Annotated in this window: 21 protein-coding genes and 3 pseudogenes; 14 read left to right on the top strand and 10 right to left on the bottom strand. The window is 72.7% G+C overall.

Annotation, left to right across the window (positions count from 1 at the left end):
• Positions 1-527: 527 nt before the first annotated feature.
• The gene (locus AB0I88_RS02205; protein ID WP_361017358.1) at positions 528-1,781 is read left to right on the top strand and encodes a hypothetical protein; all 1,254 of its coding nucleotides are present in this window, start codon (positions 528-530) and stop codon (positions 1,779-1,781) included.
• 128 nt (positions 1,782-1,909) lie between these two features.
• Here AB0I88_RS02205 and AB0I88_RS02200 read toward each other — a convergent pair whose 3' ends face one another.
• Entirely contained in the window at positions 1,910-2,602 is a 693-nt protein-coding gene (locus tag AB0I88_RS02200) for a PaaI family thioesterase (RefSeq protein ID WP_361017356.1), read from the bottom strand.
• A gap of 111 nt (positions 2,603-2,713) precedes the next feature.
• On the opposite strand from AB0I88_RS02200, the gene kstD reads away from it, so the two are divergent.
• On the top strand, positions 2,714-4,357 hold the full coding sequence (kstD, locus tag AB0I88_RS02195) for a 3-oxosteroid 1-dehydrogenase (protein WP_361017354.1): 1,644 nt from the start codon (positions 2,714-2,716) through the stop codon (positions 4,355-4,357).
• Positions 4,358-4,370: 13 nt separating this feature from the next.
• Positions 4,371-4,802, top strand: a complete 432-nt coding sequence (locus AB0I88_RS02190) for an SRPBCC family protein (protein WP_361017353.1) — start codon at positions 4,371-4,373, stop codon at positions 4,800-4,802.
• 183 nt (positions 4,803-4,985) lie between these two features.
• Here AB0I88_RS02190 and kstR read toward each other — a convergent pair whose 3' ends face one another.
• A complete protein-coding gene (gene kstR, locus AB0I88_RS02185) occupies positions 4,986-5,618 on the bottom strand; it encodes a cholesterol catabolism transcriptional regulator KstR (protein ID WP_361017351.1) in 633 nt (210 codons plus the stop codon).
• A 102-nt stretch (positions 5,619-5,720) separates the two neighbouring features.
• Here kstR and AB0I88_RS02180 point away from each other — a divergent pair.
• The 6 genes and pseudogenes from AB0I88_RS02180 to AB0I88_RS02155 all read left to right on the top strand — a co-directional run.
• Positions 5,721-6,668: pseudogene (locus AB0I88_RS02180) on the top strand (acyl-CoA dehydrogenase family protein); the annotation flags it as partial.
• Positions 6,669-6,890: 222 nt separating this feature from the next.
• Positions 6,891-8,033, top strand: coding sequence for an acyl-CoA dehydrogenase family protein (locus AB0I88_RS02175; RefSeq protein ID WP_361017533.1), 1,143 nt, complete (start codon positions 6,891-6,893; stop codon positions 8,031-8,033).
• A 7-nt stretch (positions 8,034-8,040) separates the two neighbouring features.
• A pseudogene (locus AB0I88_RS02170) lies at positions 8,041-8,883 on the top strand (OB-fold domain-containing protein); the annotation flags it as partial.
• Entirely contained in the window at positions 8,875-9,243 is a 369-nt protein-coding gene (locus tag AB0I88_RS02165; RefSeq protein WP_361017531.1) for an acyl dehydratase, read from the top strand. The pseudogene AB0I88_RS02170 and the gene AB0I88_RS02165, both read left to right, overlap by 9 nt.
• Positions 9,240-10,388 (top strand): lipid-transfer protein, encoded by a 1,149-nt coding sequence (locus AB0I88_RS02160; RefSeq protein WP_361017349.1) that lies wholly within the window; start codon positions 9,240-9,242, stop codon positions 10,386-10,388. The genes AB0I88_RS02165 and AB0I88_RS02160 overlap by 4 nt, the downstream gene beginning before the upstream one ends.
• Before the next feature lie 44 nt (positions 10,389-10,432).
• Entirely contained in the window at positions 10,433-11,047 is a 615-nt protein-coding gene (locus AB0I88_RS02155; protein ID WP_361017348.1) for a hypothetical protein, read from the top strand.
• A gap of 57 nt (positions 11,048-11,104) precedes the next feature.
• On the opposite strand, the gene AB0I88_RS02150 is transcribed toward AB0I88_RS02155, so the two are convergent.
• The 5 genes from AB0I88_RS02150 to AB0I88_RS02130 all read right to left on the bottom strand — a co-directional run bounded on the left by AB0I88_RS02150 (position 11,105) and on the right by AB0I88_RS02130 (position 17,439).
• Positions 11,105-12,607: an SPFH domain-containing protein gene (locus tag AB0I88_RS02150; RefSeq protein ID WP_361017347.1), complete on the bottom strand. Its 1,503-nt coding sequence runs from the start codon at positions 12,605-12,607 to the stop codon at positions 11,105-11,107.
• Positions 12,608-13,141 (bottom strand): hypothetical protein, encoded by a 534-nt coding sequence (locus tag AB0I88_RS02145; protein WP_361017345.1) that lies wholly within the window; start codon positions 13,139-13,141, stop codon positions 12,608-12,610.
• 87 nt (positions 13,142-13,228) lie between these two features.
• Positions 13,229-14,203: a transporter substrate-binding domain-containing protein gene (locus AB0I88_RS02140; RefSeq protein ID WP_361017343.1), complete on the bottom strand. Its 975-nt coding sequence runs from the start codon at positions 14,201-14,203 to the stop codon at positions 13,229-13,231.
• Positions 14,200-15,561 (bottom strand): hypothetical protein, encoded by a 1,362-nt coding sequence (locus AB0I88_RS02135; RefSeq protein ID WP_361017341.1) that lies wholly within the window; start codon positions 15,559-15,561, stop codon positions 14,200-14,202. Before AB0I88_RS02135 ends, AB0I88_RS02140 begins: the two co-directional genes overlap by 4 nt.
• 303 nt (positions 15,562-15,864) lie before the next feature.
• The gene (locus AB0I88_RS02130; protein ID WP_361017339.1) at positions 15,865-17,439 is read right to left on the bottom strand and encodes an FAD-dependent oxidoreductase; all 1,575 of its coding nucleotides are present in this window, start codon (positions 17,437-17,439) and stop codon (positions 15,865-15,867) included.
• A gap of 44 nt (positions 17,440-17,483) precedes the next feature.
• Between AB0I88_RS02130 and AB0I88_RS02125 the strand changes: the two are divergent.
• Both AB0I88_RS02125 and AB0I88_RS02120 read left to right on the top strand, forming a co-directional pair.
• Positions 17,484-19,139 (top strand): annotated as a pseudogene (locus tag AB0I88_RS02125) (FAD-dependent oxidoreductase); the annotation flags it as partial.
• Between the two features lie 181 nt (positions 19,140-19,320).
• The gene (locus AB0I88_RS02120; protein ID WP_361017337.1) at positions 19,321-20,124 is read left to right on the top strand and encodes a 2-keto-4-pentenoate hydratase; all 804 of its coding nucleotides are present in this window, start codon (positions 19,321-19,323) and stop codon (positions 20,122-20,124) included.
• A 102-nt stretch (positions 20,125-20,226) separates the two neighbouring features.
• Here the strand turns inward: AB0I88_RS02120 and AB0I88_RS02115 are convergent, their stop codons facing one another.
• The 3 genes from AB0I88_RS02115 to AB0I88_RS02105 are packed head-to-tail and all read right to left on the bottom strand — an operon-like array spanning position 20,227 to position 22,537.
• The gene (locus tag AB0I88_RS02115) at positions 20,227-21,153 is read right to left on the bottom strand and encodes a ferredoxin--NADP reductase (protein WP_361017336.1); all 927 of its coding nucleotides are present in this window, start codon (positions 21,151-21,153) and stop codon (positions 20,227-20,229) included.
• Positions 21,153-21,416, bottom strand: coding sequence for a hypothetical protein (locus AB0I88_RS02110; RefSeq protein WP_361017334.1), 264 nt, complete (start codon positions 21,414-21,416; stop codon positions 21,153-21,155). Before AB0I88_RS02110 ends, AB0I88_RS02115 begins: the two co-directional genes overlap by 1 nt.
• Positions 21,413-22,537 carry a Rieske 2Fe-2S domain-containing protein gene (locus tag AB0I88_RS02105; RefSeq protein WP_361017332.1) on the bottom strand — a complete coding sequence of 375 codons (1,125 nt, stop codon included), beginning with the start codon at positions 22,535-22,537 and terminating at the stop codon, positions 21,413-21,415. Before AB0I88_RS02105 ends, AB0I88_RS02110 begins: the two co-directional genes overlap by 4 nt.
• A gap of 81 nt (positions 22,538-22,618) precedes the next feature.
• On the opposite strand from AB0I88_RS02105, the gene hsaA reads away from it, so the two are divergent.
• The 3 genes from hsaA to hsaC all read left to right on the top strand — a co-directional run bounded on the left by hsaA (position 22,619) and on the right by hsaC (position 25,568).
• Positions 22,619-23,785 carry a 3-hydroxy-9,10-secoandrosta-1,3,5(10)-triene-9,17-dione monooxygenase oxygenase subunit gene (hsaA, locus tag AB0I88_RS02100; RefSeq protein WP_361017330.1) on the top strand — a complete coding sequence of 389 codons (1,167 nt, stop codon included), beginning with the start codon at positions 22,619-22,621 and terminating at the stop codon, positions 23,783-23,785.
• A gap of 4 nt (positions 23,786-23,789) precedes the next feature.
• Positions 23,790-24,587: a 4,5:9,10-diseco-3-hydroxy-5,9,17-trioxoandrosta-1(10),2-diene-4-oate hydrolase gene (gene hsaD / locus AB0I88_RS02095; protein ID WP_361017329.1), complete on the top strand. Its 798-nt coding sequence runs from the start codon at positions 23,790-23,792 to the stop codon at positions 24,585-24,587.
• Between the two features lie 72 nt (positions 24,588-24,659).
• Entirely contained in the window at positions 24,660-25,568 is a 909-nt protein-coding gene (gene hsaC / locus AB0I88_RS02090; protein ID WP_361017327.1) for an iron-dependent extradiol dioxygenase HsaC, read from the top strand.
• The last annotated feature ends 3 nt before the right edge of the window (positions 25,569-25,571 follow it).

The following is a 25,571-nucleotide window of genomic DNA, read 5'->3' as shown; positions in this document are numbered from 1 at the left end:
GGGACGGCAGGACGCCGGGACGGCAGAGCGCCGGGACGGCAGGACGCCGGGACGGCAGGACGCCGGACGGCAGAGCGCCGGGACGCCGGGGTGGCAGGGTGCCGGGGCGCACCGTTGGTGCGCCTGTGGCGCCCGCCCGGCGGCAGATGGGGCCGAGCGATTCGGCACGCATGCAGGGCACGCATGCAGGGCCCTGCGGGGTCGCTCACGAGTGTCACAGCGGTGTTCGGGCGCACAGTCGGTGCGCTGTGCGCCCCCGCACGCCCGGCGGGCGTACAGGCGGGCGGTTTCGCCAGAGCAGGGTCGGGGTTGTTTCGGCGTTGGGGAAGCCGCGCTCAGTGCCGGCCGGGCGTTTTGTTGTCGCTTCCGTCGCGGGAATCGGGTGGGAGTGCGGCGAGGTCGCGATGCGGCCAGGCGGCGCCTGCTGGGCCACGCTGCGGCTCCGCGTGATCCGTGCGACAGAACCGAACCGCCCGTGCGGGTGACCACGGCGAGCCGGAGCCGGGAACGACACCTATTCTCGGCCCGTGCCGGTCTCTCGTAAGCGCAAGAAGTCATCGAAGTCCGCGGCGGCGGCCAAGGCGAGCCGCCGTCGTGACCACACCCGCCGGGTGTCGCTGGCCAATCTGGTCTCCGGCTGGACGGAGGCGCACGCCCGCCGGGTGGAGGCGGCCCGCCCGCACGCCCGGGCCCTGGCCGAGTCGCTGCGGGAGTCACCGGCGACCGGAACCGTACTGGAGGACGAGCTGTGCGCCCGGCTCGGCCCGCTGCTCACCGAGCTGGCGGACCGTCCCGCGGACGGCCGCGAGCGGCTCGGCGAGCCTTTCACCGAGGACGACCACCACATCGGCCCGGAGCAGTTCGCCGAGGCTCTGGCCGACGCAGTCGCCCAGACCGGCGTGGAGCCCGCCGAGACCGGCGTGGAGCCCGCCGAAACCGGCGGCGAGCACGGCGCCGAGCGGGTGCGGGCCGCGGTCGCCGCGATCCTGCCGTCTCCGCTTCGCGAACGGACCGGCCTGGAGATGCCCGGCCCGGCGCTGGGCGGCGCGGTGCTGTGGACCCCAGACCGGTACGGCACCCGGTTCGCCGTGGTCGCGCCGTTCGCCGTGCCGGACGGCCCGATCCGCTGGTATCTGTGGGACATCGACGCCTGCGGCATCATGCCGCTGCCGGTGCACGCCGGCTTCTACGCCTCGCCCGAGGAGGCCCTGGCCGCCTGGCAGGTCGGCGTCGGCCCGGTCGCGGCCGGCGGCACCTGCTGGCGCGAGGCCGACGACCCGGAGCTGCTCAAGGATGTGCTCCCGGCGCTGTCCGGGCTGACCGCGCTCGGTGGCGAGTCGGTCGAGCAGCACGCCGAGTACCTTCGCTGCCGCCGCCTGGCCGAGACGGTCGTCGCGTCACTGCCCGCCCACCCGGTGCCGCGCCGGCGGGAGGACCTCCCGGCACTCGCCGCCGAGTGGATGCGGCGGTGCCCGGATACGCGGGACGAGGCCATAGCCCTGCTCGATGCCTGGCCGTCGGACGTGCCGTCGCTGGCGGTCGGCTGCTCGCCGCACCGGGTGGCCTGGACCGTCCGGAACATCCGCGACGAGTACATCCTGGACGAGGAGTTCGCCGACCGGGTGCTCGCCCTGCTGCCGGCCTGGGTGGACCTGCTGGCGACCCGCAACGGCGTCGTTCCCGAGCTGGTGGCGCGCGCCCGCCCGTACGCTGAAGGTCTGATCCATCCGGATGTCGCCCCCGGCGACCGTGACGCCCACCAGGCTCGCGTGATCGAGTAGCTGGTCGTGAGCGCTGCCTCAACTCCCGCGAGAAAGCGCTCAGGGCCGGCTGGAGTTGATCGTCCGGCTGGTCGTGGGTGTTGCTTCGGCGCGTGGGAGACAGGGCCGGCTGGAGTTGACCGCCCGGCTCAGCCGGCGCGGGACTCCTTGGTGCGGCCGATGACCGCGCCGAACAGTCGGCGGGCCTGCTCGGCGCGCAGGCCGACGAACACGCCGGTCGCCGCGACCAGGATCTCGCCGGGCTCGGCCGCGGTGGTGATGGAGCCGGCCACGGTGACCCGGCGGCCGTCCACGTCGACCACCTCGGCGGTCAGCCGCAGCGGGGTGAGCAGCGGCACCGGCTTGCGGTAGCCGGTGTCGAGCCGGACGGTCATTCCCGGGTTGCCGGAGGCGCCGGCCGCGTAGCCGAGCATCTGGTCGAGCAGCATGGCGCTGACCCCGCCGTGCGCGTAGCTGGGCGGACCCTCGAACGCCAGCCCGAGCGTGCACTCGCCGACCGTGACGTCACCCTCCTGGCGGATCTCCAGGGGTGGGGCGAAGGCGCTGCCCGCACCGGTCACCGGGTTGTAGAGGCGCACCCCGGCGCGCACGTCGTCGGCGGACGGCGGCTCGTGCCGGCCGCGGACCCGTACGCCGAGCGGGGCGGCGGCCTGCCGGATCCGCTCGGCGGCACGCAGCAACTCCTCGGTGGGCGCCTCTGTGGCGGTGGCGTGCTCGACGAGCAGCCGCAGCGCGTCGCCCAGCTCGCTGATCGCCTCGCGCCGGCGCGGCAGCGCGTCATCGACGGCGTGCAGCCGGCGGCCGTTCTCACTTTCGGTCACCCTGTCAGGCTCCTATACGGCGGCCTCGTCGCACCTAGTGAATCTCATCACACTGCTATAACCTGTTCTAGTTATTGCGGAGAGGTAAAGCGCCCGGCGGATGGAGAGGCCATGGCGGTCACCGTGGAATACGACGTCGTCGTGGTGGGCGCCGGTGCCGCCGGGATGACAGCGGCGCTCACGACCGCCCGCAGCGGACTGAACACGGTTCTCATCGAGAAGGCGCCCGTCTACGGTGGATCGTCGGCCCGCTCCGGCGCCGGGATCTGGGTGCCGAACAACGACGTGATCCTCGCCGCCGGGGTTCCGGACACGTTCAGCAAGGCCGACACCTACCTGGCGGCCGTGGTCGGGCCCGAGGTGCCGGCCGCCCGCCGGCACGCGTTCCTGGTCAACGGGCCGCGCGCCATAGCCTTCCTCCAGCGCTGGACGCCACTGCGGTTCGCCTGGATGAAGGACTACCCGGACTACTATCCGGAGCTGCCCGGCGGCATGCCCACCGGCCGGTCCATCGAGCCGCGGGCCCTCGACGCCAACGTCCTCGGCGACGAGCTGGCCCACCTCAACGGGCCGTACCAGGCCAGCCCCGCCGGGACGGTGGTCTACACGGTCGACTACAAGTGGCTGTCGCTGATCGCCCGGCACCCGCGCGGCGTCGCCACGGCCAGCGAGATCGTCTGGCGTTACCTCCAGCTCGCCGCCCAGGGGCAGAAACCGGTCACCATGGGTCAGGCGCTGGCCGGCGGGCTGCGGGCCGGGCTGATCGCCGCCGACGTGCCGGTCTGGCTGAACACGCCGCTGCTCGACCTGCACGTGGAGAACGGCCGGGTGGCCGGGGTGCTGGCCCGGCGCGCCGGCGCCGAGACCCTGATCCGGGCCCGGCGTGCCGTGGTGATGGCCAGCGGCGGGTTCGAGCACAACGAGCGGATGCGCAAGCAGTACCAGGCCGCGCCGATCGGCACCGCCTGGACCATCGGCGCCGATTCCAACACCGGCGACGGCATCGAGGCCGGACAGCGGGCCGGCGCCGCCCTCGCGCTGATGGACGACGCCTGGTGGGGGCCGATGATCCCGTTGCCGGGCGAGCCGTGGTTCTGCCTCTCCGAGCGCACCCTGCCCGGCACCATCTTCGTCAACTCCGCCGGGCAGCGGTTCGTCAACGAGGCCGCGCCGTACAGCGACGTCGTGCACGTGATGTACGACAAGGGCCACATCCCCTGCTGGATGATCACCGACCAGGACTACCGGAACCGGTACCTGTTCAAGGACCTCGCCCCGCTGCTGCCCTACCCCGACGAGTGGTACGAAAGCGGCGCCCTGGTCAAGGACTGGACCATCGCCGGGCTGGCCGCGAAGATCGGCGTGCCGGCGGGCGCGCTGCGAGCCACGATCGACCGGTTCAACGCCCAGGCCCGCGCCGGCCGCGACACAGACTGGCACCGGGGCGACAGCGCCTACGACGCCTACTTCGCCGACCCCACCAACAAGCCCAGCCCGTGCCTCGCACCGATCTGGCTGCCGCCGTTCCACGCCTTCACGATCGTCCCCGGCGACCTCGGCACCAAGGGCGGCCTGCTCACCGACGCCCGCGCCCGGGTGGTGCGCCCGGACGGCTCGGTGATCCCCGGCCTGTACGCCGCCGGAAACGCCGGTGCCGCCGTGATGGGCCACAGCTACGCCGGCGCCGGCTCCACCCTCGGACCCGCGATGACCTTCGGACACGTGGCCGGCCTCGACGTGGCGGCCACACCGTGATGAGGAGGAAGACATGCCCAAGGTGAGCGTCTCGGTCACCACCACCGCCGAGCCGGACAAGGTGTGGCAGGTCGTCACCGATCTGCCCCGGACGCCCGAGTGGAACAGCATGCACCAGGGTTTCACCGGCGACGTGCCGGCGACGGTGGCGGAGGGGACCACGTACAAGCAGAAGGTGAAGTTGATGGGCATGCCCGCCGAGATGGCCTGGAAGGTCGTCGCCGCGGACGCCCCGAACCGCCTGGAGATGGCCGGCGACGGCCCGATGGGCGTCAAGGCGAAGAACCGTTTCGTCATCGAGCCCGAGGGCGCCGGGTCCCGGGTCACCTACGAGATGGAGTTCGCCGGGCCGGCGCTCAACGGGCCGATGGCCGCCATGCTGGAGAAACAGGCCGGGCCCGCCGCACAGCAGGCCGTCGAGAAGCTGACCGCCCTGGCAGGCTGAACCGGCGTGTGGGGTTTGGGTGCGCTCCGCGCCCAAACCCCACACGCCGGGATCTGGGTGCTGAAAACCAGTGTGTTGAGTTGGGGTGCGCTCCGCACCCGAACTTCACACGCTGGGTTTGGGGTGCTGAAGATCAGCGTGTGGGGTTGGGGTGCGCTCCGCGCCCCAACTCAACACACTGGTTTAGCGGACCAGCAGGCGGGTGGCCAGCTCGAGGTGGTTGACGACGTCGTTCGCGGACGCCCGGCGGGTCACCCAGGCCACCAGGTTGGACAGCCACACGTCACCGATCACCCGCGCCTTGGCCCGGTCGTCGGCGGTCGGCTCACCGTCGTCGCCGGAGTGCATGGCGCGGGTGAGCATGTCCTCCATCAGCCCGGCCACCGTGTTGACCTCGGCACTGGCGGACGGGTCGGCGAACATGAACGCCCGGGTCATCGCCTCGGCGAGCAGCGGCTCCCGCTGCATGGTCCGGGTCATCCGGCCGAGCACGTAGAGGGTCCGGTCATACGGCGTGTCGCCGGGGATCGGCTTGCGCCCGATCTTCTCCTGGATCGTCTCGAACTCGCCCGCCAGCGCCGACACCAGCAGGTGGATCTTCGACGGAAAGTAGCGGTAGAGCGTGCCCAGGGCGACGCCGGCCCGCTCGGCGACCGTGCGCATCTGCACCGCGTCATAACCACCCTTGGACGCCAGCGCCAGCGTGGCCTCCAGGATGCGGCGCCGCCGGTCGCGCTGCGCCGCTGAGCCCGCGACATCGACGCCGGTAAGCGCTCCTCGCGCGCCGTTGGTGGTACTCGTTCTCGTGACTGCCATGGTCGCCCTCTCGCCTGTGAATCAAGCCTAGCAACGGCGCGTTGCGTCCCGGTGTCACCTAACCGTGGTACGCGCAAACTGAAACGTGTTCTAATCAGTGTCATGGATTTTCAGCCGGACGAGTCGCAGCAGGCGATCATCCGCCTCGCCGGTGAAGTGCTGGACGGCGCCGCCGGCGATCCGGACAAGACGTGGGCCGCGCTCGGCCAGGTCGGGCTGCTCACCCTCGCGGTCCCGGAACGGCTCGGCGGCGCCGGGCTCGGCGTCCTGGAGACCGCGCTCGTGCTCACCGAGATCGGCCGCCGGGCCCTCGACCTGCCCGCCGCACTCGGGCACCTGACCGCCGTCCTCACCGTCGCCCGGTGGGGCACCGCCGACCAGCAGGACGAGCTGCTCGACGGGCGGATTCTCGGCCTCGCCGTCGCCGAGCCGGGTGACCCCCTGCCGGAAACGCCGCGAACCACTGCCTCCGGTGTCAAGGTCGGTGTCACCACAGCCGACCGGCTGCTGGTCACGGTCGCCGGGCCGGGCATCGTGGTCATCGACCCGGCCGGGCCCGGCGCCTCCCTCGCCGGCGGCGTGCTGCGTCTCACCGGCGCACCGGGACAACCGCTCGGCGGCCGCGACTGCCACACCGATCTGCACCGGTACGCCGTGGCCGGCGCCTGCGCGCTCGGTGACGGGGCGCTCGCCGGGGCACTCGCCCTGACCGCCGAACACGTCCGGACCCGGCGCCAGTTCGGGCGGCCGCTCGCCACCTTCCAGGCCGTCGCCCAGCAGATCGCCGACGTCTACATCGTCGCGCGTACGCTGCACCTCGCCGGCCTGACCGCGGCATGGCGGCTCGGCACCGGCCGGAACGCCGACGACGACCTGCACGTCGCCGCCCAGTGGCTCACCGCCGAGGCCCCGCACGCCGCCCGCACCTGCCACCACCTGCACGGCGGCCTCGGACTGGCGATCGACTACCCGCTGCACCGGCACACCACGCTGATCCGCGAACTGGTCCGTTTCCTCGGCGGCGCCGAACATCGGCTGACGCGGCTCGGCGAGCGGCTCGCCGTTCCGGGTGGTGCCGAACATCGGCAGACGCGGCTCGCTGTTTCGGGTGGTGCCGAAGGCCGGCAGACGGGGCTCGCCGTCTGGGGCGACGCCGAAGACCGGCAGACGCGGCTCGCTGTTTCGGGTGGTGCCGAAGACCGGCAGACACGGCTCGCCGAGGGGCGGGAGCGGTCGGCCACTCCCGGACGGACCGGCGCCGGGACGACGGGGCTGTTCCTCGACCTGACCGGTGAGCAGCGCGCCCTGCGGGACGAACTGCGCGCCTACCTGCCGACGGTGATGACGCCCGCCGAGCGCGACGAGCTGCGGCGCGACCGGCTCGGGCCCGCCTACCGTGACGTGGTGGCCCGGCTCGGCCGCGACGGCCGGCTCGGCCTGGGTTTCCCGGTCGAGTACGGCGGGCGCGGCCTCGGCCCCGTCGAGCAGCAGATCCTCGTCAACGAGGCGGCCCGCGCCGACGTACCGTTGCCCGCCGTCACCCTCCAGACGGTCGCGCCGACCCTGCTCGCGCACGGCACCGAGGAGCAGCGTCGGTTCTTCCTGCCACGGATCCTCGCCGGGGAGCTGCACTTCGCGATCGGCTACACCGAACCGGAGGCCGGCACCGACCTCGCCGCGCTGCGGACCCGGGCGGTGCGCCACGGTGACGAGTACGTGGTGGACGGCCAGAAGACGTTCACCACCGGCGCGCACGTCGCCGACTACCTGTGGCTGGCCTGCCGCACCGACGCGGACGCCGACCGGCACCGCGGACTGTCCATCCTGATCGTCGACACCGGCGATCCGGGCTACTCGTGGACGCCGATCATCACGAGCGACGGATCGCATCACGTCAACACCACCTACCTCAGCGGCGTACGGGTGCCGGTCAGCCGCCGGGTCGGGCCGGAGAACGGCGGCTGGCGGCTGCTCACCGCACAGCTCAACCACGAGCGCGTCATGCTCGGCCCGGCCGGGCGGATCGGCGCACTGCACGATCGGGTGCGCGATTGGGCGTACGCCAACGGGGTTTCGGAGATCGCGGAGGTCCGCCGCGCGCTCGCCCGGACCCACGCGGCGCTGCGTGTGAACGAGCTGCTCAACTGGCAGGTGGCCGGTGGCGAGCCGGCCCCGGCGGACGCTTCCGCCACCAAGGTCTTCTCCTCCGAGTGGCTGTTGCGGCTCGGTCAGGAGCTGGAGGAGCTGGTGGCCCGGCACGGTGATCCGGCCGATCCGGGCACCGCGGACCTGCTCGACTGGCTCGGCCGGCACGCCGAGCGGGATCTGGTGCTGACCTTCGGCGGCGGCGTCAACGAGATCCAGCGGGAGATCATCGCCAGCGCGGGCCTCGGCCTGCCCCGAGTGCCCAGGTAGGTAGCGGATGATCGAGGACGTCGTGACGCGGTTGACCGAGGCGGGGGAGACGGCGGCGCGGGCCGGGCGGGATCCGGTGAACCTGCCGATGATCCGCACGTGGCTGGAGGCGATGGGGGACGGCAATCCGGTCTACGAGCGTGACGGGGTGGCGCCGCCCGCGATGATCCAGGTGTGGACGATGCGGGGGCCGGCGCCGTCGAGCGACGAGGACCCCTTGCAGGTGATGTCCGATGAATTGGACAGATCCGGGTACGGTGCTGTCGTCGCGACCGATTCCGATCAGGTCTATCACCGGCCGCTCCGGATCGGTGAGACCGTCCGTGTCCGGAGCCGGCTGGAGGGCGCCGCCGGGCCCAAGCGGACCTCCCTGGGCGAGGGCTGGTTCGTCACCACGGTCAGCACCTGGCTGGTCGGCGACGAGCCGGTGGGGGAGATGCGTTTCCGGATTCTGCGCTACAAACCGTCGCCCAGAAAGGACGAACCGGCTCCCGAGCGGATGCGGCCGGTGATCACCGCGGACAACGCCGCCTTCTGGGCGGGCGCCGAAGCGGGCGAACTGCGCCTCCAGCGGTGCGGTGAATGCGGCACCTTCCGGCACCCACCCGGCCCGGCCTGCCCGCACTGCGGCTGCCTGAAACCGGAACACCCGCCGGTCGAGGGAACCGGGCGGATCCACAGCTACGTGGTCCACCACCATCCACCGGTCCCCGGCCGGCGTGCCCCCTACACGGTCGTGCTGGCCGACCTCCCGGAGGGCGTTCGCGTGGTCGCCGAGTACCGCGGGCCCCGCCCCGAGATCGGCGACCCGGTCCGGGTGTCCTTCGACGACGGCCTGCCGGTGTGGCGCCCCGACGTGCCGGTCCTCGGACCGTGGACGATCGAGGTGACACCCACCCTGATCATCAGCACGGCGCTGGCCACCCGCGACTACCAGAACGTGCACCACGACCGGGACGCCGCGGTCCGGCTCGGCGGCAAGGACATCTTCCTCAACATCCTCACCACCACCGGGCTGGTGCAGCGGTTCGTCACCGACGCGCTCGGCCCGGACACGGTGGTGCGCGGCATCCGGATCCGGCTCGGGACCCCCTGCCACGCCTACGACACGCTCACCTTCACCGGGCAGGTCTTCGGCCGTCGCGTGGAGGTCACCGGGCGTACCGCCGCGGGGGTGCACGTCAGCGGAACCGTGGAGGTGGCGCCGTGATCAGCCGGACCGCCGCGATCGCCGGGATCGGCGCCACCGAGTTCAGCAAGGACTCCGGCCGCAGCGAACTGCGCCTCGCCGTCGAGGCGATCCGGGCCGCCGTCGACGACGCCGGCCTGCGGCCCGCCGACGTCTCCGGCCTGGTCACCTTCACGATGGACGACAACAGCGAGATCGCCGTCGCCCGCGAACTCGGCATCGGCGAGCTGACCTTCCTGACCCGGATCGGGTACGGCGGAGGCGCCGCCTGCGCGGTCGTGCAGCAGGCGGTGCTGGCGGTCACCACCGGCCTCGCCGACGTGGTGGTCTGCTACCGCGCGCTCAACGAGCGGTCCGGCCGCCGGTTCGGCCGGGCCTACGCGCCCCCGGACGCCGACGCCGGCTGGCACGTGCCGATGGGCCTGGCCACCCCGGCCGCCCAGGTCGCCATGGTGGCCCGCCGTTACCTGCACGAGTCCGGCGCGACCACCGACGATTTCGGCCGGGTCGCGGTCGCCGCCCGCCGGCACGCGGCCACCAACCCGTACGCCTGGTTCCACGGCCGCCCGATCACTGTGGACGACCATCGCGCCTCCCGCTGGATCGCCGAACCGCTGCGGCTGCTCGACTGCTGCCAGGAGAGCGACGGCGCGGTCGCCGTGGTGGTCACGTCCGCCGAACGCGCCCGCGATCTGCCCCGCCCGCCCGCCGTGATCGCCGCCGCGGCCCAGGGCAGCGGCCCCGGCCAGTACGTGATGACCAGCTACTACCGCCCGGACATGGCCGCCCTGCCGGAGATGGCAGTGGTGTCCCGGCAACTGTGGCGGCAGTCCGGGTACCGTCCGGACGAGGTGCGAACCGCCGTGCTCTACGACCATTTCACCCCGTACGTCCTGATGCAGTTGGAGGAGCTGGGTTTCTGTGGACGCGGCGACGCCCGGCACCTGATCGCCGACGGCGGCATCGAGCTGGGCGGCCGGCTGCCGGTGAACCCGCACGGCGGCCAGCTCGGCGAGGCGTACATCCACGGCATGAACGGCGTCGCCGAAGCGGTCCGGCAGATCCGCGGCACCGCCGTGAACCAGATCCCCGGCGACGGGCCGGTGCTCGTGACCGCTGGCACCGGGGTTCCGACCAGCGCCCTTCTGCTGGAGGCGACCGCCTAGGCTGTGGCGCGGAAGTGATCACGTCACGCACGGGGGAGATCGACTTGTCCACAAGAGTCACGGCCGTCTCGCTGATGACGCTGGCCCTGCTCGCCGGTTGCACACCGGACGAGAAGGGCGCCACGGAAGCGCCGATCGGTCCCGCGCCCAGCGTCACGGCCAGCCCCGTCGCACCGGAGAAGCTGCCGGAGGCCGAGGACCCGACCGGCACGCTCGCCGCCGTCGGCGACGGCGGTGACTGGGACAACTACGTCACCGCGTGCGCCGACGCCGAGCAGGAGGCGATCGTCCAGAACGTGGCGGTCGGCGACGTGAACGGCGACAACACCGCCGACGCGCTGGTCGCGCGCACCTGCGACGCCTCGACCTCCTACTTCCCGTCGACCATCGAGGTCTTCGACGGCAAGTCGCCGGTGGAGAAGCCCACCCGGATCGGCAAGCCGATCCTCACCGACGTCGGCCCCACCGACCAGCCGTGGGTGATCGGCCTGACGGTCAAGGGCGGCGCGGTGACCATCAAGGCGTACGGGACGGACAGCACCGACAGCAACGCCTGCCCCAAGCTGAGGCTCAGCTACCGGTACAAGCTGCAGGGCGCCGACTTCGTGCGGACCGACCGGGCCGCCGACAAGTCCGCCTCCTGCCTGACGATCGAATGACACCGTGCCGCCGACGTCACCCGGTGGTGACGTCGGCGGCACGGTGACCGCCGGCGATCAGTCCTGCGGCTTCGCCTCGACGGCCCGGCCCCCGTTGGCGTTCGCGCCCATCCGGGACAGCAGCCCGGCCAGGTCGATGCCGGTCAGATCGGTGCCCAGTTGCAGACCCTGCGCCACGTTGCTGGCCACCGACTTGGTCAGCGACGAGGCGCCGTCGGTCGAGATGACGGTCAGCTTGTCGATGCCGCTGATCGGGGCGCTGGCCGCCTCGACCACCTGCGGCAGCACCTTGACCAGCAGGTCCATCACCGCGGCGTCGCCGTACTGGGCGTACGCCTCGGCTTTGCGGGCCATCGCCTCGGCCTCCGCCTGACCCTTCGCCAGGATGGCCGCGGCCTCGGCCGTGCCCTCCCGCTCGATCGCCTCGGCGATGGCGGTACGGCGCCGCTGCTCCGCCTCACCCTCCTTGGCGCCCTCGATCGCGTGCGCCTCGGCGAGTGCGGCACGGCGGGCCCGCTCACCCTCACCGACCAGGCGGGCCTGCTCGGCCTGCGCCTGCGCGCCCGCGATGGTGGCCTGCCGCTGCGCGTCGGCGTGCAGCACCGCGGCGCTGCGGGCCGCCTCGGCCTCCTGCTCCACCCGGTACCGGGCGGCGTCGGCCGGCTTGCGCACCTCGGTGTCCAGCTGACGCTGCTTGAGCTCGGCGTTCTGCTCGGCCACCTTCTGCTGCTCGGCCAGGATCTTCTGGTCCCGCTCGGCCTGCGCGAGCGGGCCGGCGGCCGCCGACTGCGCCTTCGCGGCGTCGATCTCGGCCTGGATGGCGGCCTGCTTCAGCGACAGGTTCCGGTTCGCCTCGGCGATCGCCTCCTCGGCGAGCAGCCGCTCCTGCTCGGCGGCCTGCCGGGCGCGGGCCTCGGCGATGGCGGCGTCCTTGAGCACGCGCGCCGCCTCCGGCCGGCCCAGATCCTGCAGGTACGACCCTTCGGCCAGAATGTCCTGCAACTGGAACGTGTCGAGCACCAGACCCTGGTTGGTCATCGAGTGCTCGGCCTCCTCGGCGACCGCGCTGGCGAACGCCGCCCGGTCCCGGATGATCTCCTCGACGGTGAGCCGGCCGACGATCGACCGCAGCGCGCCGGCCAGCACCTCACGGGTGAAGTCCTCGATCTCGGCCTGCTGGTGCAGGAACCGCTGGGCGGCCGCGCGGATCGCGCCCTCGGTGCCGCCCACCTTGACGATCGCGACACCGTGCAGGTCGGCCCGGATGCCCTGCTTGGACACCGCGCCCTTGATGCTCACGTCGATGCGGCGGCTGGACAGGTCCAGCGACTGCAGCTTCTGCACGATCGGCAGCACGAACACCGACGCGCCCATGACGACCTTCTGCCCCGACATGTCGGTGCTGCTGGTGCCGTCCAGACCCTGGGTGGTCTTGCCCTTGCGGCCGGTGATGATGAAGGCCTCGTTCGGGCCGGCCACCTTGATCCGGGAGAGCACGAAAATGATCAGCAGCACGACCAGCAGCACGGCGCCGCCGATCGCGTAGAACAATCCAGACATCTATGCCTTCCCAGTGTGAGGGGTTTCCTCGACAACGACACTCGTCTCGCTGGGCGCCTCGACCACGAAGATCTGGGCGCCCGCCGCGATGGCCCGCTCGGCGCGGGCGTAAAGCTTCACCGGCTGCCCGCCCAGCCGGACACTGACCTCGCCGTACCCCGTACCGGCGGGCACCGGGGTGATCACGACGCCGAGCGAGCCGACCAGATGGGCCCGCTGCGGGGTGGCGTCGGTCCGCATGTTGCGCGCGGCGCGCGACAGACGCCACGCGAGCCAGGCGGCGGGCACGGCGGCGAGCACGCCCAGCGCCATCGACCCGGCGATCAAAGCCGGGGTACGGGCGCCGAACAGCTCCGAAGCGGCCGCCCCGGCGAACCCGAACGCCCCCAGGAAACCGGCGACCACCTCGAGTGACACCGGCCCGCCCGCGTCCGGATGACCGAAGTGCAGCAACTCGCCGCCGAGCAGCGCGAGCGCCAGGACCGCCAAGGCCACGCCGCCGATCACCAGGAACACCACGGTCGCCGTCAGCACCGGCCATCCTCCCAGTTCACGCCGGTAATGAACCGGCTGCGCCAGGGTAGACCAGCCGGGCCACCCGCGCTTCGGCCGAACGACCCGTCAGCGGTAGACCGCCACCGGCGGCGACGCCGGGCCGAGCCGGCTTCGCAGCCACTTGTCGTAGACCCGGGTCCACGTGCCGTCGGCCCGCATCTTCTCCAGCACCCCGTTGACGAACCGGACCATGTCCTCGTTCTCCTTCGGGATGCCGATCCCGGCCGGCTCGTCGGACACCGGCGCCCCGATCACCTCGGTCGTCGGGTCCTGCGCGGCCAGCCCGGCCAGCAGGATGTCGATCGTCGAGACCGCGTCCACCTGCCGCTGCTGGAGCAACACCAGGCAGTCCAGGGTGCTGTCGGTGCTCACCGGGACCGGCTTGGACGGCTGCGCCGCGATCGTACGGATGCTGGTGCTGCCCCGGGTGGCGCACACCTTCCGGTTGCCCAGGTCGGCGAAGTCCTTGATGCCCTCACCCTTGCGGACCAGCAGCCGCTGCCGGGAGGCGATGTACTCGGTCGAGAACGCCACCTGCTGCCACCGCTCGCACGTCATCGTCATGGTCCGGATCACCATGTCGACCTCGCGTCTCTGCAGCACCGGAATACGGTCGGCCGTCGTGATCGCCCGGAACTGCACCTTGCCCGGATCCCCGAAGATCGCCCGCGCCACCTCCCGCGCCATGTCGATCTCGAAACCGACCAGCTCCCCCGACTCCGGATCCCGGAAACCGAACAGGTACGCGTTCTGATCGATGCCGACGACCAGCCGCCCGTTCGCCGCGATCCGCGCCATCGACGTGCCGGACGGCATCGCGCCCGGCGCCGGCAGCGTGCCCCGCGGGCGGAGACTGGCCCGCGGGTCGCAGTTCGGCGCGGGGGCGGCGCTCGGCACGTCCGCCGGATCCTGCACGTTCACCGGCCGCGGAACGGCCGCCGTGGCGTCGGCGGCCACCGGCCGTGCCGCCTCCCCGGACGAGCCGCACCCGGCGGCCAGCGTGACCAGCAGCAACGTCGCGGCGACCCGCGTCATCCTCATCGGTACTCCCCGATTCGCGGCCGGAAACCCAGAACGACCGCGGCCACCAGGCCCGCGGTCAGCAGAACCAGCCCGGCGGCCAGCCCGCGCAACGCGGTCGCCGCCGCCTCCGCCTGCCGCTCCACCCGCTCGTTCGCGGCGCCGAGCGCGCCGGTGATCGCGGCGTCCACCCGGCCGAACACCGCCGACAGGCTGTTCTCACCATTCGCGGTGGCCAGCGCGACGGCCTTGTCCCAGTCGCCGCCGTCGTCCAGCGCACGCACCTGACCGTGCATCTCCCGCCAGCGCAGCGCCTCGTCCCGGGCCGCCCGGATGAGCGACCGGTCACTCTCCGGGGCCCGCGTCAGCGCCTGGGCCAGCCAGCCGCCCTGCCCGTCCGCGCCGATCAGCTCGACCATCTGGGCGGCGGACTTCTTCTCGAAATCGGCGCCACTGCCCCGCGCCACCAGGGTCAGCGACTCGTTGGCCCGCGCCTGCAGGCTGGCCCGGCCCGCGTTCGCCAGCGACGACACCAGGCCGGTGCCCTCCCGCTGCCCGGTCTCCAGCCGGTTCGCCGACACGGTCAGCGCGACCGCCGACCAGACCAGCGCCACCACCAGCACCAGAGTCGCGGCGACCAGCCCCCGGTTGAAGACCCGCCGGCTGCGGCGGGCCACCAGCACCTGCGCGGCCACCAGCGCGCCCGCCGTGACCAGCGCGAGCAGCGCCACCAGCCACGGGAACCCGGACGCGTCGTCCTGCTCGGCAGCCACCCGCCGCTGCGTGCTGTCGAACACCACGGCCGCGGCCGGCAGCATGGTCTGCTGCATCAGCGCCGACGCCTCCCGCAGATAGGCGCCACCCAACGGCGTCCCCAACCGCTGGTACGACCGGGCCGTCTCCACCAGCCCGGTGTAGACCGGCAGCTGATCGGCGACCACCCGCAGCCGGCCGGCGTCACCGTCGTCGGCGTCGCGCAGCGCCACCGTCAGCGCGGCGGTCGCCTTCGCGATGTCGTCCAGATACCGCTGCCGCAGCTCGGCCGGCTCGGCGCCGCTGGTCAGAAAGGCGGTCGCGGCCGTCGCGTCGGCGTCCGCCAGCGCACGGTAGAGAGTCTGCGCGTCCACGCTCACCGGGCCGCCCACCGCGGCCACGCCCTCGGTCAGTGCGGACCTCTGTCGTACGGCGGCGACCGTCGCCGCGCCGGCGAGCAGTCCCAGCACCACCAGACCGGTCGCGACCAGCCGGTAGAGCCGAGGGGTGTTCATCCGGTCGCGGACCCGGGACAGCGGACCCGCCCTCCGGGCCGGGGTCACCGCGGCGGGGTGCGGTGGTGTCTCGGCGGTTCTGACCTCGGCAGGCGCGAGTTGGGTCGGCACGCTCACCCCTTCGATCCACTTAGGAGACGCCGAACGGCGACACCGTCACGGTAAGCGCCGCCGTCCAGCGTCCGGTCGCCAGGCCGAGCGCCGCCGTTCCGCGTCGTGTGGTCGGGTCGAGTGCCGCCGTCCAGCGTCCGGTCGCCAGGCCGAGCGCCGCCGTTCCGCGTCGTGTGGTCGGGTCGAGTGCCGCCGTTCCGCGTTCGGTCGCCAGGCCGAGCGCCGCCGTTCCGCGTCGTGTGGTCGGGTCGAGTGCCGCCGTTTGCGTGTCGTGCGCCGGGATCGAGGGCGTGCCGTCGCGTGTCAGGCCGCCAGGTCCAGGGCCGCCAGGTAGCCGAACGTCATCGCGGGGCCCAGGGTGGCGCCGGCGCCCGCGTACCCACGGCCCATCACCGAGGCGGAGGTGTTGCCGGCCGCGTACAGGCCGGGGATCGGGGCGCCGTCCGGGCGCAGCACCCGGGCCCGCTCGTCGGTGCGCAGCCCGCCCTTCGTGCCCAGATCGCCGGGGACCAGGGCGAACGCGTGGAACGGCGGCTTGCGCAGCGGGCCCAGGCACGGGTTCGGGCGCTGCCGCGGATCGCCGTAGTAGCGGTCGTAGGCCGAGTCGCCCCGCCCGAAGTCGTCGTCCCGGCCGGTCGCCGCGAAGCCGTTGAACCGGTCGACCGTACGCCGGAGCTCCCCGGGCGGCACCCCGATGCCGGCGGCCAGCTCCTCCAGGGAGTCCGCCCGGTGCGCCACCCCGGCGTCGAACCAGCGGCGCGGCAGCGGCGTGCGCGGAGCCCGGCCGGCGAACAGGTACCGGTCCCGGTAGGTGCGATCGGTGATCAGCCAGGCGGGCAGGTGCGGCGTGCCGGTGCTCCGGCCGAGCATGACGTGCACGACGTCCACATACGGCGCCGCCTCGTTCACGAACCGTCGCCCGGAGGAGTCCACGATCAGGCTGCCCGGCAGGTTCCGCTCGGCCAGGCAGAAATACGGGCCACCGGTGAGCGGCAGCGACGGCCCCCACCACGCCTCGTCCATCAGATCCAGAGCGGCGCCCAGCCGGTGACCGAACTCGATGCCGGCGCCGGTGTTGCCGGGCGCCCCGACCGTCCACGCCACGCCCAGGCCCTGGTGCTCGCGGCGCATCCGCTCGTTGTGCTCGAATCCGCCGCCGGCCAGGACCACTCCGCGCCGGGCGCGCAACCGCAGGTCACCGCAGCGGACCGCGGTTACCCGGCCGCCGTCGACGTCCAGGCCGGTCATCGGGGTGTCCAGGCGTACCGGAACACCGGCCGTGCGCAGCCCGGCCCGCAACCCGGCGGCGAGAGCCTGGCCCATGGTGAGCCGCCGCCCCCGGAAGCGGCTCGCCGCCAGGCGGACCGCGGTCAGCGCGGACCGTGGATGGCGCATACCCAGCGACATCCAGCGGTAGTCGACGGCGGTCACCGCCATCCCGTTCGGCGCGGCCCGGTACGGCGGGGCGAGCGTCGCCAGGTCCTCGCCGATCCGGCGCACGTCCAGCGGCCGGGGCTCGACGGTCCGGCCCTCGGCCAGCCCGCCCGGCGCCTCCGGGTGATAGTCCGGATAGCCCGGCACCCGGGCGAACTCCAGTGGCGTGTGCTCCCGGACGAACGCGAGGACCGCCGGGCCGTGCGCCAGCAGCGCGTCCCGCCGGGCCGGCGACACCTCGTCACCTGCAACGTGTTTCAGATAGGTGGAGGCTTCCGGTCCAGGCAGCCACAGTCCGCCGCCGGAGCGGGCGGTCGAGCCGCCGTACACCTTCTCCTGCTCGATCACCACAGCGCTGAGCCCATGGTGGGCCGCGGCGAGAGCGGCGGTCATCCCGGCCGCGCCGCTGCCGACCACGACGACGTCGTACTCCTCCTCGGTCATCACTAGAACAGGTTATAGTTATCCGGCTGGATCCGGGAGGTGCGGTGGACACGTCAGCGACGATCGTGGTGGTGGGCTTCGGCGCGGCCGGGGCGTGCGCCGCCATCGAGGCCGCCGAAGCCGGAGCCGACGTGCTGGTCATCGACCGGTTCACCGGCGGCGGGGCCACCGCCGCCTCCGGGGGCGTCGTCTACGCGGGCGGCGGGACCCGGCAGCAGCGAGCCGCGGGCGTCACCGACACCCCCACGGCGATGTACGCCTACCTGCGCCACGAGGTGGGCGACGCGGTCACACCGTCCACCCTGCGCCGGTTCTGCGACGAGTCCGCCGACACGCTGGCCTGGCTGGAGGATCACGGCGTCCCGTTCGACGGGCGGCTGTGCCCGTACAAGACGTCGTACCCGACGAACCGCCACTACCTGTACCAGTCCGGCAGTGAGCACGCCTATCCCGATCCGGCCCCGCGCGGCCACCGCGTCCACGCGCGCGGCACCTCCGGCGGCGCGCTCCACGCCCGTCTGGCCGAGGCGGCCCGCGCCCGCGGCGTCCACTTCCTGCCCCAGACCAGGGCAGAGTCCCTGATCCTGTCCCCGCCCGAGTCTCCGCCCGAGTCTCCGCCCGAGTCTCCGCCCGAGTCTTCGTCCGCGGCGCCGTCCGAGTCCTCGTCCGCGATGCCGTCCGAGTCTCCGTCCGGGGTGCAGCCTCCGGCACCGTCCGGCGGCGGCGTGGAACGGGTCGTCGGGGTGGAGTGCCGGACGTTACGGGACGCGCCCGGATGGGCGCGTCTCGCACATCGGTGGCTGCACCGCTGGTCCGTGAAACCGGGGCTCTACCTGCCGGGGTTCGGCCGGGCGGCGCACCGGCTGGCCGGCCGGATCGAGGACCGGCACGGCCGCCCGCTGCGCATCGAGGCGGGCGCGGTGGTGCTGGCCGCGGGCGGGTTCGTGTTCAACCGGGAGATGATGCGCGAGCACGCCCCCGGCTATCACGGCCTGCGTCTGGGCACGCCCGGCGACGACGGTTCCGGTGTGCGGCTCGGCACCGGCGCCGGGGCGGGCGTGCGGCATCTCGGCCGGGTCTCCCTCTGGCGTTTCCTGACACCGCCGTCGGCGTTGCTCGCCGGGGTGCTCGTCGACCGGGACGGCCGCCGGTTCTGCGACGAGTCGCGGTACGGCGCGGCGACCGGCGACGCCATCCTGAACCGTGCCGGCGGGCGGGCCTGGCTGCTCGTCGACGCGACCGTTCTCGCCGAGGCCCGCCGCCAGCTGCGTGCCCAGACCCTCTGGTTCCAGCGCCTCCAGGCCCGGTCGCTGCTCGCCAGGCGGGTGCGAGCGGCCACGCCGGCGGATCTCGCCCGGCGGGCCGGCATCGACCCTGCGGGCCTGGCCGAGACCGTCGCCGCCTACAACGAGCCGGGAGCCGATGCGATGGGAAAGCCGCCGGAGCTGGTCCGGCCGCTGGAACGGCCGCCGTTCTCGCTGCTGGACATGTCACTGCGCGCGTCGCCCGCGCCGATGCTCACCCTCGGCGGGCTCACCGTCGACGAGGAGACCGGGCGGGTGCTGCGCCCGGACACGACCCCGATCCCGGGCCTCTACGCGGCGGGCCGCACCGCCGTCGGGATCTGCTCCGGGTCGTACGTCAGCGGTCTCTCCCTCGCCGACTGCGTCTTCTCGGGCCGCCGGGCCAGCCGCGACGCCGCGCTGTCCGCCGGGACCTCGAGCCCGGATGTGGGTCGTGGCGCCGGGCTGTCCGCCGGGACCTCGCACGCGGATGTGGGTCGTGGCGCCGGGTTGTCCGCCGGGACCTCGCGCCCGGATGTGGGTCGTGGCGCCGGGTTGTCCGCCGAGCCCACGCGCCCGGGCGCGATCGGGGACGCGCGTGCTGACCGGCGCTGAACTGCGCGGTCTCGCGGACCGGCTGCGGGACGCCGAACGGGACCGGGCGCCCATCCCGCCGCTCACCCGGGATCATCCGGGGCTCGGCGCGGCGGACGCCTACGAGATCCAGCTCTACAACATCCGGCGCCGTACGGCCGCGGTCGTCGGGCACAAGATCGGCCTGTCGTCGCGGGCCATGCAGGAGATGATGGGCGTCGACGAGCCGGACTACGGGCATCTGCTCGCCGACATGCGGCTGTCCGAGGACGCCCGGGCCGACGCCGGGCGTTACTGCTGTCCGCGGGTCGAGATCGAGGTGGCGTTCCTGCTCGGGGACGATCTGCCGGGCGACGGCTGCACCGAGGCGGACGTGCTCGCGGCGACCGAGGCGTTCGCCCCGTCGATCGAGCTGATCGACAGCCGGATCGCGGACTGGCGGATCAGCCTGGCCGACACGATCGCCGACAACGCGTCCTCGGCGGGGTTCGTGCTGGGGGCTCGGCGTGTGCCGCCGGACGCGATCGACCCGCGCGGCATCGACGCGGTGCTCCGCCGGGGAACGGAGGTGGTCACGGCGGGCCGGTCGGACGCCGTTCTCGGCAATCCGGTCACCGCGGTCGCGTGGCTGGCGCGGACCGTCGCGAGATTCGGGGTACGGCTGCGGGCCGGCCATCTGATCCTGCCGGGCGCGTGCGCGCGGGCCGTGGACGTGCGGCCGGGCGATGAGTTCCGCGCCGAGTTCAGCGGGCTGGGCGAGGTGCGCCTCGCGTTCACCGGGACAGGGCCGAGGCGGGAGCGACCGTGAAGGCGGCGGGACCACCCGCTCAAGCCCGGCGGGCGCGGCACGGCCCGGACCCGGCAGCGGCTCGCGGGGCAGCCACGGCACTTCGGGTACGGCGTACGAAATCTATTGGTAGGTGACGGTGACGGAATCGGTCAGAGGGACCGCCTGGCAGGCCAGGATGTAGCCCTCGGCGAAGTCCTCCTCCTCGAGGATCTCGTTGTTGACCAGGGTGACCTCGCCGCTGAGCAGGCGGCAGGCGCACGCGCCGCACTGGCCCTGCCGGCACGAGTAGGGCGGGTTCAGCCCGGCGTCGATGATCACGTCGAGCAGGCGTTTGCCGGGCGCCCAGGACAGCACGTGGGTCCGCCCGTCGAGTTCGACCTCGGCGACGGCGGTTCGCGAGCCCGCCGGTTCGAGCTCGAAGCGCTCCACCCGGATCCGGGACGCGGGCACGCCGGCCGACTGCAGCGCCTTCTCCGCCACCGCGACGAACGCTTCCGGGCCACAGACGAAGGCCGGCCGATCGGGGTACGCCGTGAGCAGTTCCCGAAGAGCGTCGGCCGTCGGCACCCCGCGCTCGCTGTCGAGCCAGTGCGTGACCGGCAGAAGGCCGTCCAGTTCGTCCCTGAAGATGATGGAGTCGGCGTCCCGGTTCGCGTAGATCAACGCCTGGCTGCCGCCCCGCATCGACTTGATGATCCCCATGATCGGGGTGATGCCGGAGCCGGCGGCGAGCAGCAGCAGATCGTCGTCGGGGGAGTCCGGGGTGAACGTGCCGGCCGGCTCCGACATGTCCAGCACGTCCCCGGCGCGGACGTGGTCGCAGATCCAGTTCGACACCTGGCCGCCGGGCACCCGCTTGACCGTCACCTTCGGCGCCGGGTCGACCCCCGGCGCGCTGGCCAGCGAGTAGCAGCGTGCCCCGGCCGGTGTCCGCACGGTGAGGTACTGGCCGGGGCGGTAACCGAAGCCGGCGTCGAGCACCAGCGAGCGGGCGTCCGCGGTTTCCGTGATCACGTCCGAGATCCGGATCGGGCGGAACGTCGGCATCAGCTCACCTCCAGGCGGCCCTCACGAATCGCGCGGTCGATGCTCTCGCGCAGTTGCGGGCAGGTCGGGACCAGCGCGGTCGGCCGCCCGCCCGCCACCTCGGCGATCAGTTCGCACGCGTGGCCCCGCCACTGCACGCTGGTCTGCATGGCGCTGCGCTTACCGGCCCGGACCCCGATCCCGCAGCCGTCACAGCCGATGTCGGCGAGGCCACCCTCCAGATGGTCGCGCCGCTCGCCGTCGGCCGCGTTCGACTTGGTCACGTGGCCGCCCGGGCCTGGTTGGCGGCGACCTCGGCCTCCCAGGTGCGCACCGCCCGGGTGGTGTCCACCTCGAATTCGTAGCGCGCCACCATGTCGTCGGTGACGTCCTCCACGTCGACGTAGAACTGCTCATACCACCGGCGGAGCTGATAGACCGGGCCGTCCTCGGCGCAGAGCAGCGGGTTGTCGACGCGGGACTTGTTCTGCCAGATCTCCACGTCCTGGAGGAAGCCGACGCCGATGCTCTTGGCGAACTTGGCGGCCGCCTTCGCTGCCTGCTCGGTGCTGAGGCCGGGTAGCCGCTTCATGATCAGGCCCCACTGGAGCACGAACGAGTCGGGCGACACCGGGTAGTGACAGTTGATCAGCACCGACTCGATGTTCAGCCCGTTCCAGTCGTTGTGCAGGTAATCGATCATGTAGGACGGCCCGTAGTACGCCGCCTCGGAGCGCAGCGTCGACTCGCCGGACTGGCTGGCCGTGCTCGGCACGTCCGGCCGTGGCCGGGTGTGCAGGAACTGTGCCGCCACGTGCCCCTCCATCACGTTCTTGAAGAACGTGGGGAAGGCGAAGTGGATGTAGAAGAAGTGGGCCATGTCCACCACGTTGTCGATGATCTCGCGGCAGTTGGCGCCGTCGATCCGGACCGAGTCCCACGTCCAGTCGCTCCACTCGTCGGAGAAGGCGCCCTCGATGCGGGGGATCGCCACCTCGGGCGGCGGCGGATTGCCCTGCGGATCGTTCCAGACGAAGAGCTGACGATTCTGCTCGCAGGTGGTCCACGAGCGGGTGCGGGCCCGCATCGGGATCCGGTGCGCGTAGGGCACCTCGACGCAGCGGCCGTCACCGTCCCACCGCCAGTCGTGGAACGGGCAGGCGATGGCGTCGCCCTTGACCGTCCCCATGGTGAGGTCGCCGCCCATGTGCCGGCAGTAGCCGTCGAGCACGCTGATCGCCCCACCGGAGTCGGCGAAGACCACGAGTTTCGTGCCGAACGCCTGGACGGCGTGCGGCCGCCCGTCGCGGAACGTGTCGGCCAGGCCCAGGCAGTGCCACCCCCGGGCGAACCTCGCCGGGGGCCTCCCGGCGTCGATGGTGCGTGGTTGCTGGCTGATGCCCATGTCCCACTCCTGGTCCCTAGCTAGAACGTGTTCTAGTATAGGGGTCGCTCGACACGCGGCCAACCAGCCTGGAGGGATCTCATGGAAGCGGTCCTCGCCGGAGTTCGAGAACTGTTACCGGTTCTGCGGGAACACGCGCAGGAGACCGAGGATCGCCGGGCCCTCGGCCCGGAGACCGTCAAAGCACTCGCCGAGACCGGCTTCTTCCGCCTGCTGCAACCCGCCCGGTTCGGCGGCCACGAGGCGCACCCGCTCGACTTCCTCACCGGCGTCCGCGAGATCGCCTCCGCCTGCGGCTCCACCGGCTGGGTCGCCTCGGTCATCGGCGTGCACAACTGGCAGCTCGCCCTCTTCCCCGACCGCGCGCAGCAGGACGTGTGGGGAGCCGACACCGGCACCCGCATGTCCTCGTCCTACGCGCCCACCGGCAAGATCACCCGGGTCGACGGCGGCTTCCGGGTGACCGGCCGCTGGAGCTTCTCCTCCGGCTGCGACCACGCCACCTGGGTGCTGCTCGGCGGCATCGTCCCGCCCGGCGAGGACGGGACACCGGCCGACTTCCGCACCTTCCTGCTGCCCGCCACCGACTACACCATCGAGGACGTCTGGCACACCGTCGGCCTGCGCGGCACCGGCAGCAACGACATCGTCGTCGACAACGCCTTCGTCCCCGATCACCGCACGCTCAGCTTCAACGACACGGCCCGCTGCGTGTGCCCCGGCCAGCAGCAGAATCCGGGACCGCTCTACCGGATCCCCTACGCCTCGATCTTCTCCTACGCCATCACCACACCGATCATCGGCATGGCCACCGGCGCCTACCGGGCACACGTCGACTACACCCGCGGACGCGTGCGAGCGTCCTACGTCGGAGTCAAAGCCGCCGAGGACCCGCACTCGCAGGTGCGCGTCGCCGAAGCGGCCGGCGACATCGACTCCGCCTGGTTCGCCCTCCAGGCCAACATGCGCGAGCTGATGGACCTGGCCACCGCCGGCGCGAAACTGCCGATGCCGCTGCGGCTACGGGTCCGCCGGGACCAGGTGCGCGGCACCGAACTCGCCATCCGCGCCGTCGACCGCCTCTTCGAGAACTCCGGTGGCCGCGCCCTCGCCGTCGGCACCCCCATCCAGCGGTTCTGGCGCGACGCCCACTCCGGCCGGGTCCACGCGATCAACGACCCGGAGCGGGCACTGTCCATGTTCGGCCGCGGTGAATTCGGCATGCCGCTCAACGACGCGATGGTTTGATCACATGGCCCTGGCATTTCACCGCGACGGCGCCGGCTCACCGGTCGTCCTGCTCCACGGCGGCGGTCCCGGCGCGTCCGCCAAGAGCAACTTCGGGCGCACGATCCCCGCGCTCGCGCCGCACTTCGACGTCATCGCCGTCGACCAGCCCGGTTACGGCGGCTCGCTCGGCGACCCGATCACCGGCCAGTACTTCACCCACGCGGCGGGAGAACTGGCCGCGCTGCTGGACAAACTCGGCCTCGAGAAGGTCGACCTCATCGGCAACTCGCTCGGCGGCGGCACGGCCGTGCGCTTCGCCCTGCAGCACCCCACACGGGCCCGGCGGCTGCTGCTCATGGGACCCGGAGGCCTGTCGCTCAACGTCTTCTCCGCCGACCCGACCGAAGGCGTCAAACGGCTCGGCGCCTTCGGCCGCGACCCCAGCCGGGAAAGACTCGCGGCCTTCCTCCGCACCCTCGTCTTCGACCCCTCCCTGATCACCGACGAGCTGATCGAGGAACGTTTCCGGGCCGCCGCCGACCCGGCCGCCATGCGCGCCATGCGCGAGATGGGCGCCTCCTTCAGCGACCCCTCGACATACGAGGAAGGGATGCTCTGGCGCGACGCCCACCGCCTGCGCCACGAGACCCTGCTCGTCTGGGGGCGCGAGGACCGGGTCAACCCGCTCGACGGCGCACTCGTCGCCCTCAAACTGCTGCGCAACGCCCGCCTGCACGTCTTCGGAGGCTGCGGCCACTGGGCCCACCTGGAGAAATTCGACGAATTCAACCGCCTGACCATCGACTTCCTCACCTCCTGAACAGCGCCTTCACTCTCCCTATCGCGCCCGCCCCGGAATTCGGTTCACGCCTTCTCGAGAGGGGACCGTCCCGTGACCAACCTCATCCGCTCCCTCGGCTACCTGCGCGTCGAAGCCACCGATCCGCCCGCCTGGCGCGACTTCGGCGTCAAGGTGCTCGGCATGGCCGAGGGCCGCGGGCCCGACCCGCAGGCCGTCTACCTGCGCATGGACGAACTTCCGGCCCGCATCGTGGTGGTGCCCGGCGAGAAGGACCGGCTGGCCGCCTCCGGCTGGGAACTCGCCGACCCGGCCGCCATGACCCGCCTCGCCGCGGCGCTCGAGGAGGCCGGGCACGCGGTCAAACCGGCCGGCGCCGACGAACTCGCCGACCGGCGCGTCTCCCACCTGATCACCGTCGACGACCCGGCCGGCAACCGGCTCGAATTCTTCTGCGGCGCCGCCCTCGACACCCGGCCGTTCCTGAGCGCCACCGGAACCCGATTCGTCACCGGCGACCAGGGCATGGGACACGCCGTCCTGCCGGCCCGCGACGACGCCGCCTCACTGCGCTTCTACACCGAGGTTCTCGGCTTCCGGCTGCGCGACTCGATGCGGCTCCTCCCCGAACACCTCGGCCTGCCGGCGAGCGACAAGCCACTGTGGATGCGGTTCCTCGGCTGCGGGCCCCGCCACCACAGCGTCGCCCTCGCCCCCATCCCGGCGCCCACCGGCCTGATCCACCTCATGATCGAGACGTCGTCGCTGGACGACGTGGGCCGGGCCATCGACCGGTGCGGCCGCCACGAAGCCCCGATGATCTCCACGCTGGGCCGGCACGCCAACGACGAGATGGTCTCCTTCTACGTGCGCACGCCCAGCGGCTTCGACATCGAGTACGGGTACGGCGGGCGCACCGTCGACGACCACACCTGGGTGGCCCGGCAGACCACCGCGCACAGCGTGTGGGGCCACCGCTTCTCCGGCGGGGGAGGCCATTGACCG

Origin of the sequence: Actinoplanes sp. NPDC049802, assembly GCF_040656595.1 — a bacterium.
Classification (GTDB): Bacteria; Actinomycetota; Actinomycetes; order Mycobacteriales; family Micromonosporaceae; genus Actinoplanes.
This window is presented reverse-complemented; position numbering and strand designations above follow the sequence as displayed.

What these genes read in the sequence shown, in the direction of transcription:
- kstD (WP_361017354.1), top strand. Translation starts at nt 2,714, where the DNA reads ATGGCGGTCACCGTGGAATACGACGTCGTCGTGGTGGGCGCCGGTGCC.
- AB0I88_RS02190 (WP_361017353.1), top strand. Translation starts at nt 4,371, where the DNA reads ATGCCCAAGGTGAGCGTCTCGGTCACCACCACCGCCGAGCCGGACAAG.
- kstR (WP_361017351.1), bottom strand. Translation starts at nt 5,618, where the DNA reads ATGGCAGTCACGAGAACGAGTACCACCAACGGCGCGCGAGGAGCGCTT.
- AB0I88_RS02150 (WP_361017347.1), bottom strand. Translation starts at nt 12,607, where the DNA reads ATGTCTGGATTGTTCTACGCGATCGGCGGCGCCGTGCTGCTGGTCGTG.
- AB0I88_RS02140 (WP_361017343.1), bottom strand. Translation starts at nt 14,203, where the DNA reads ATGAGGATGACGCGGGTCGCCGCGACGTTGCTGCTGGTCACGCTGGCC.
- AB0I88_RS02130 (WP_361017339.1), bottom strand. Translation starts at nt 17,439, where the DNA reads ATGACCGAGGAGGAGTACGACGTCGTCGTGGTCGGCAGCGGCGCGGCC.
- AB0I88_RS02115 (WP_361017336.1), bottom strand. Translation starts at nt 21,153, where the DNA reads ATGCCGACGTTCCGCCCGATCCGGATCTCGGACGTGATCACGGAAACC.
- AB0I88_RS02105 (WP_361017332.1), bottom strand. Translation starts at nt 22,537, where the DNA reads ATGGGCATCAGCCAGCAACCACGCACCATCGACGCCGGGAGGCCCCCG.
- hsaA (WP_361017330.1), top strand. Translation starts at nt 22,619, where the DNA reads ATGGAAGCGGTCCTCGCCGGAGTTCGAGAACTGTTACCGGTTCTGCGG.
- hsaD (WP_361017329.1), top strand. Translation starts at nt 23,790, where the DNA reads ATGGCCCTGGCATTTCACCGCGACGGCGCCGGCTCACCGGTCGTCCTG.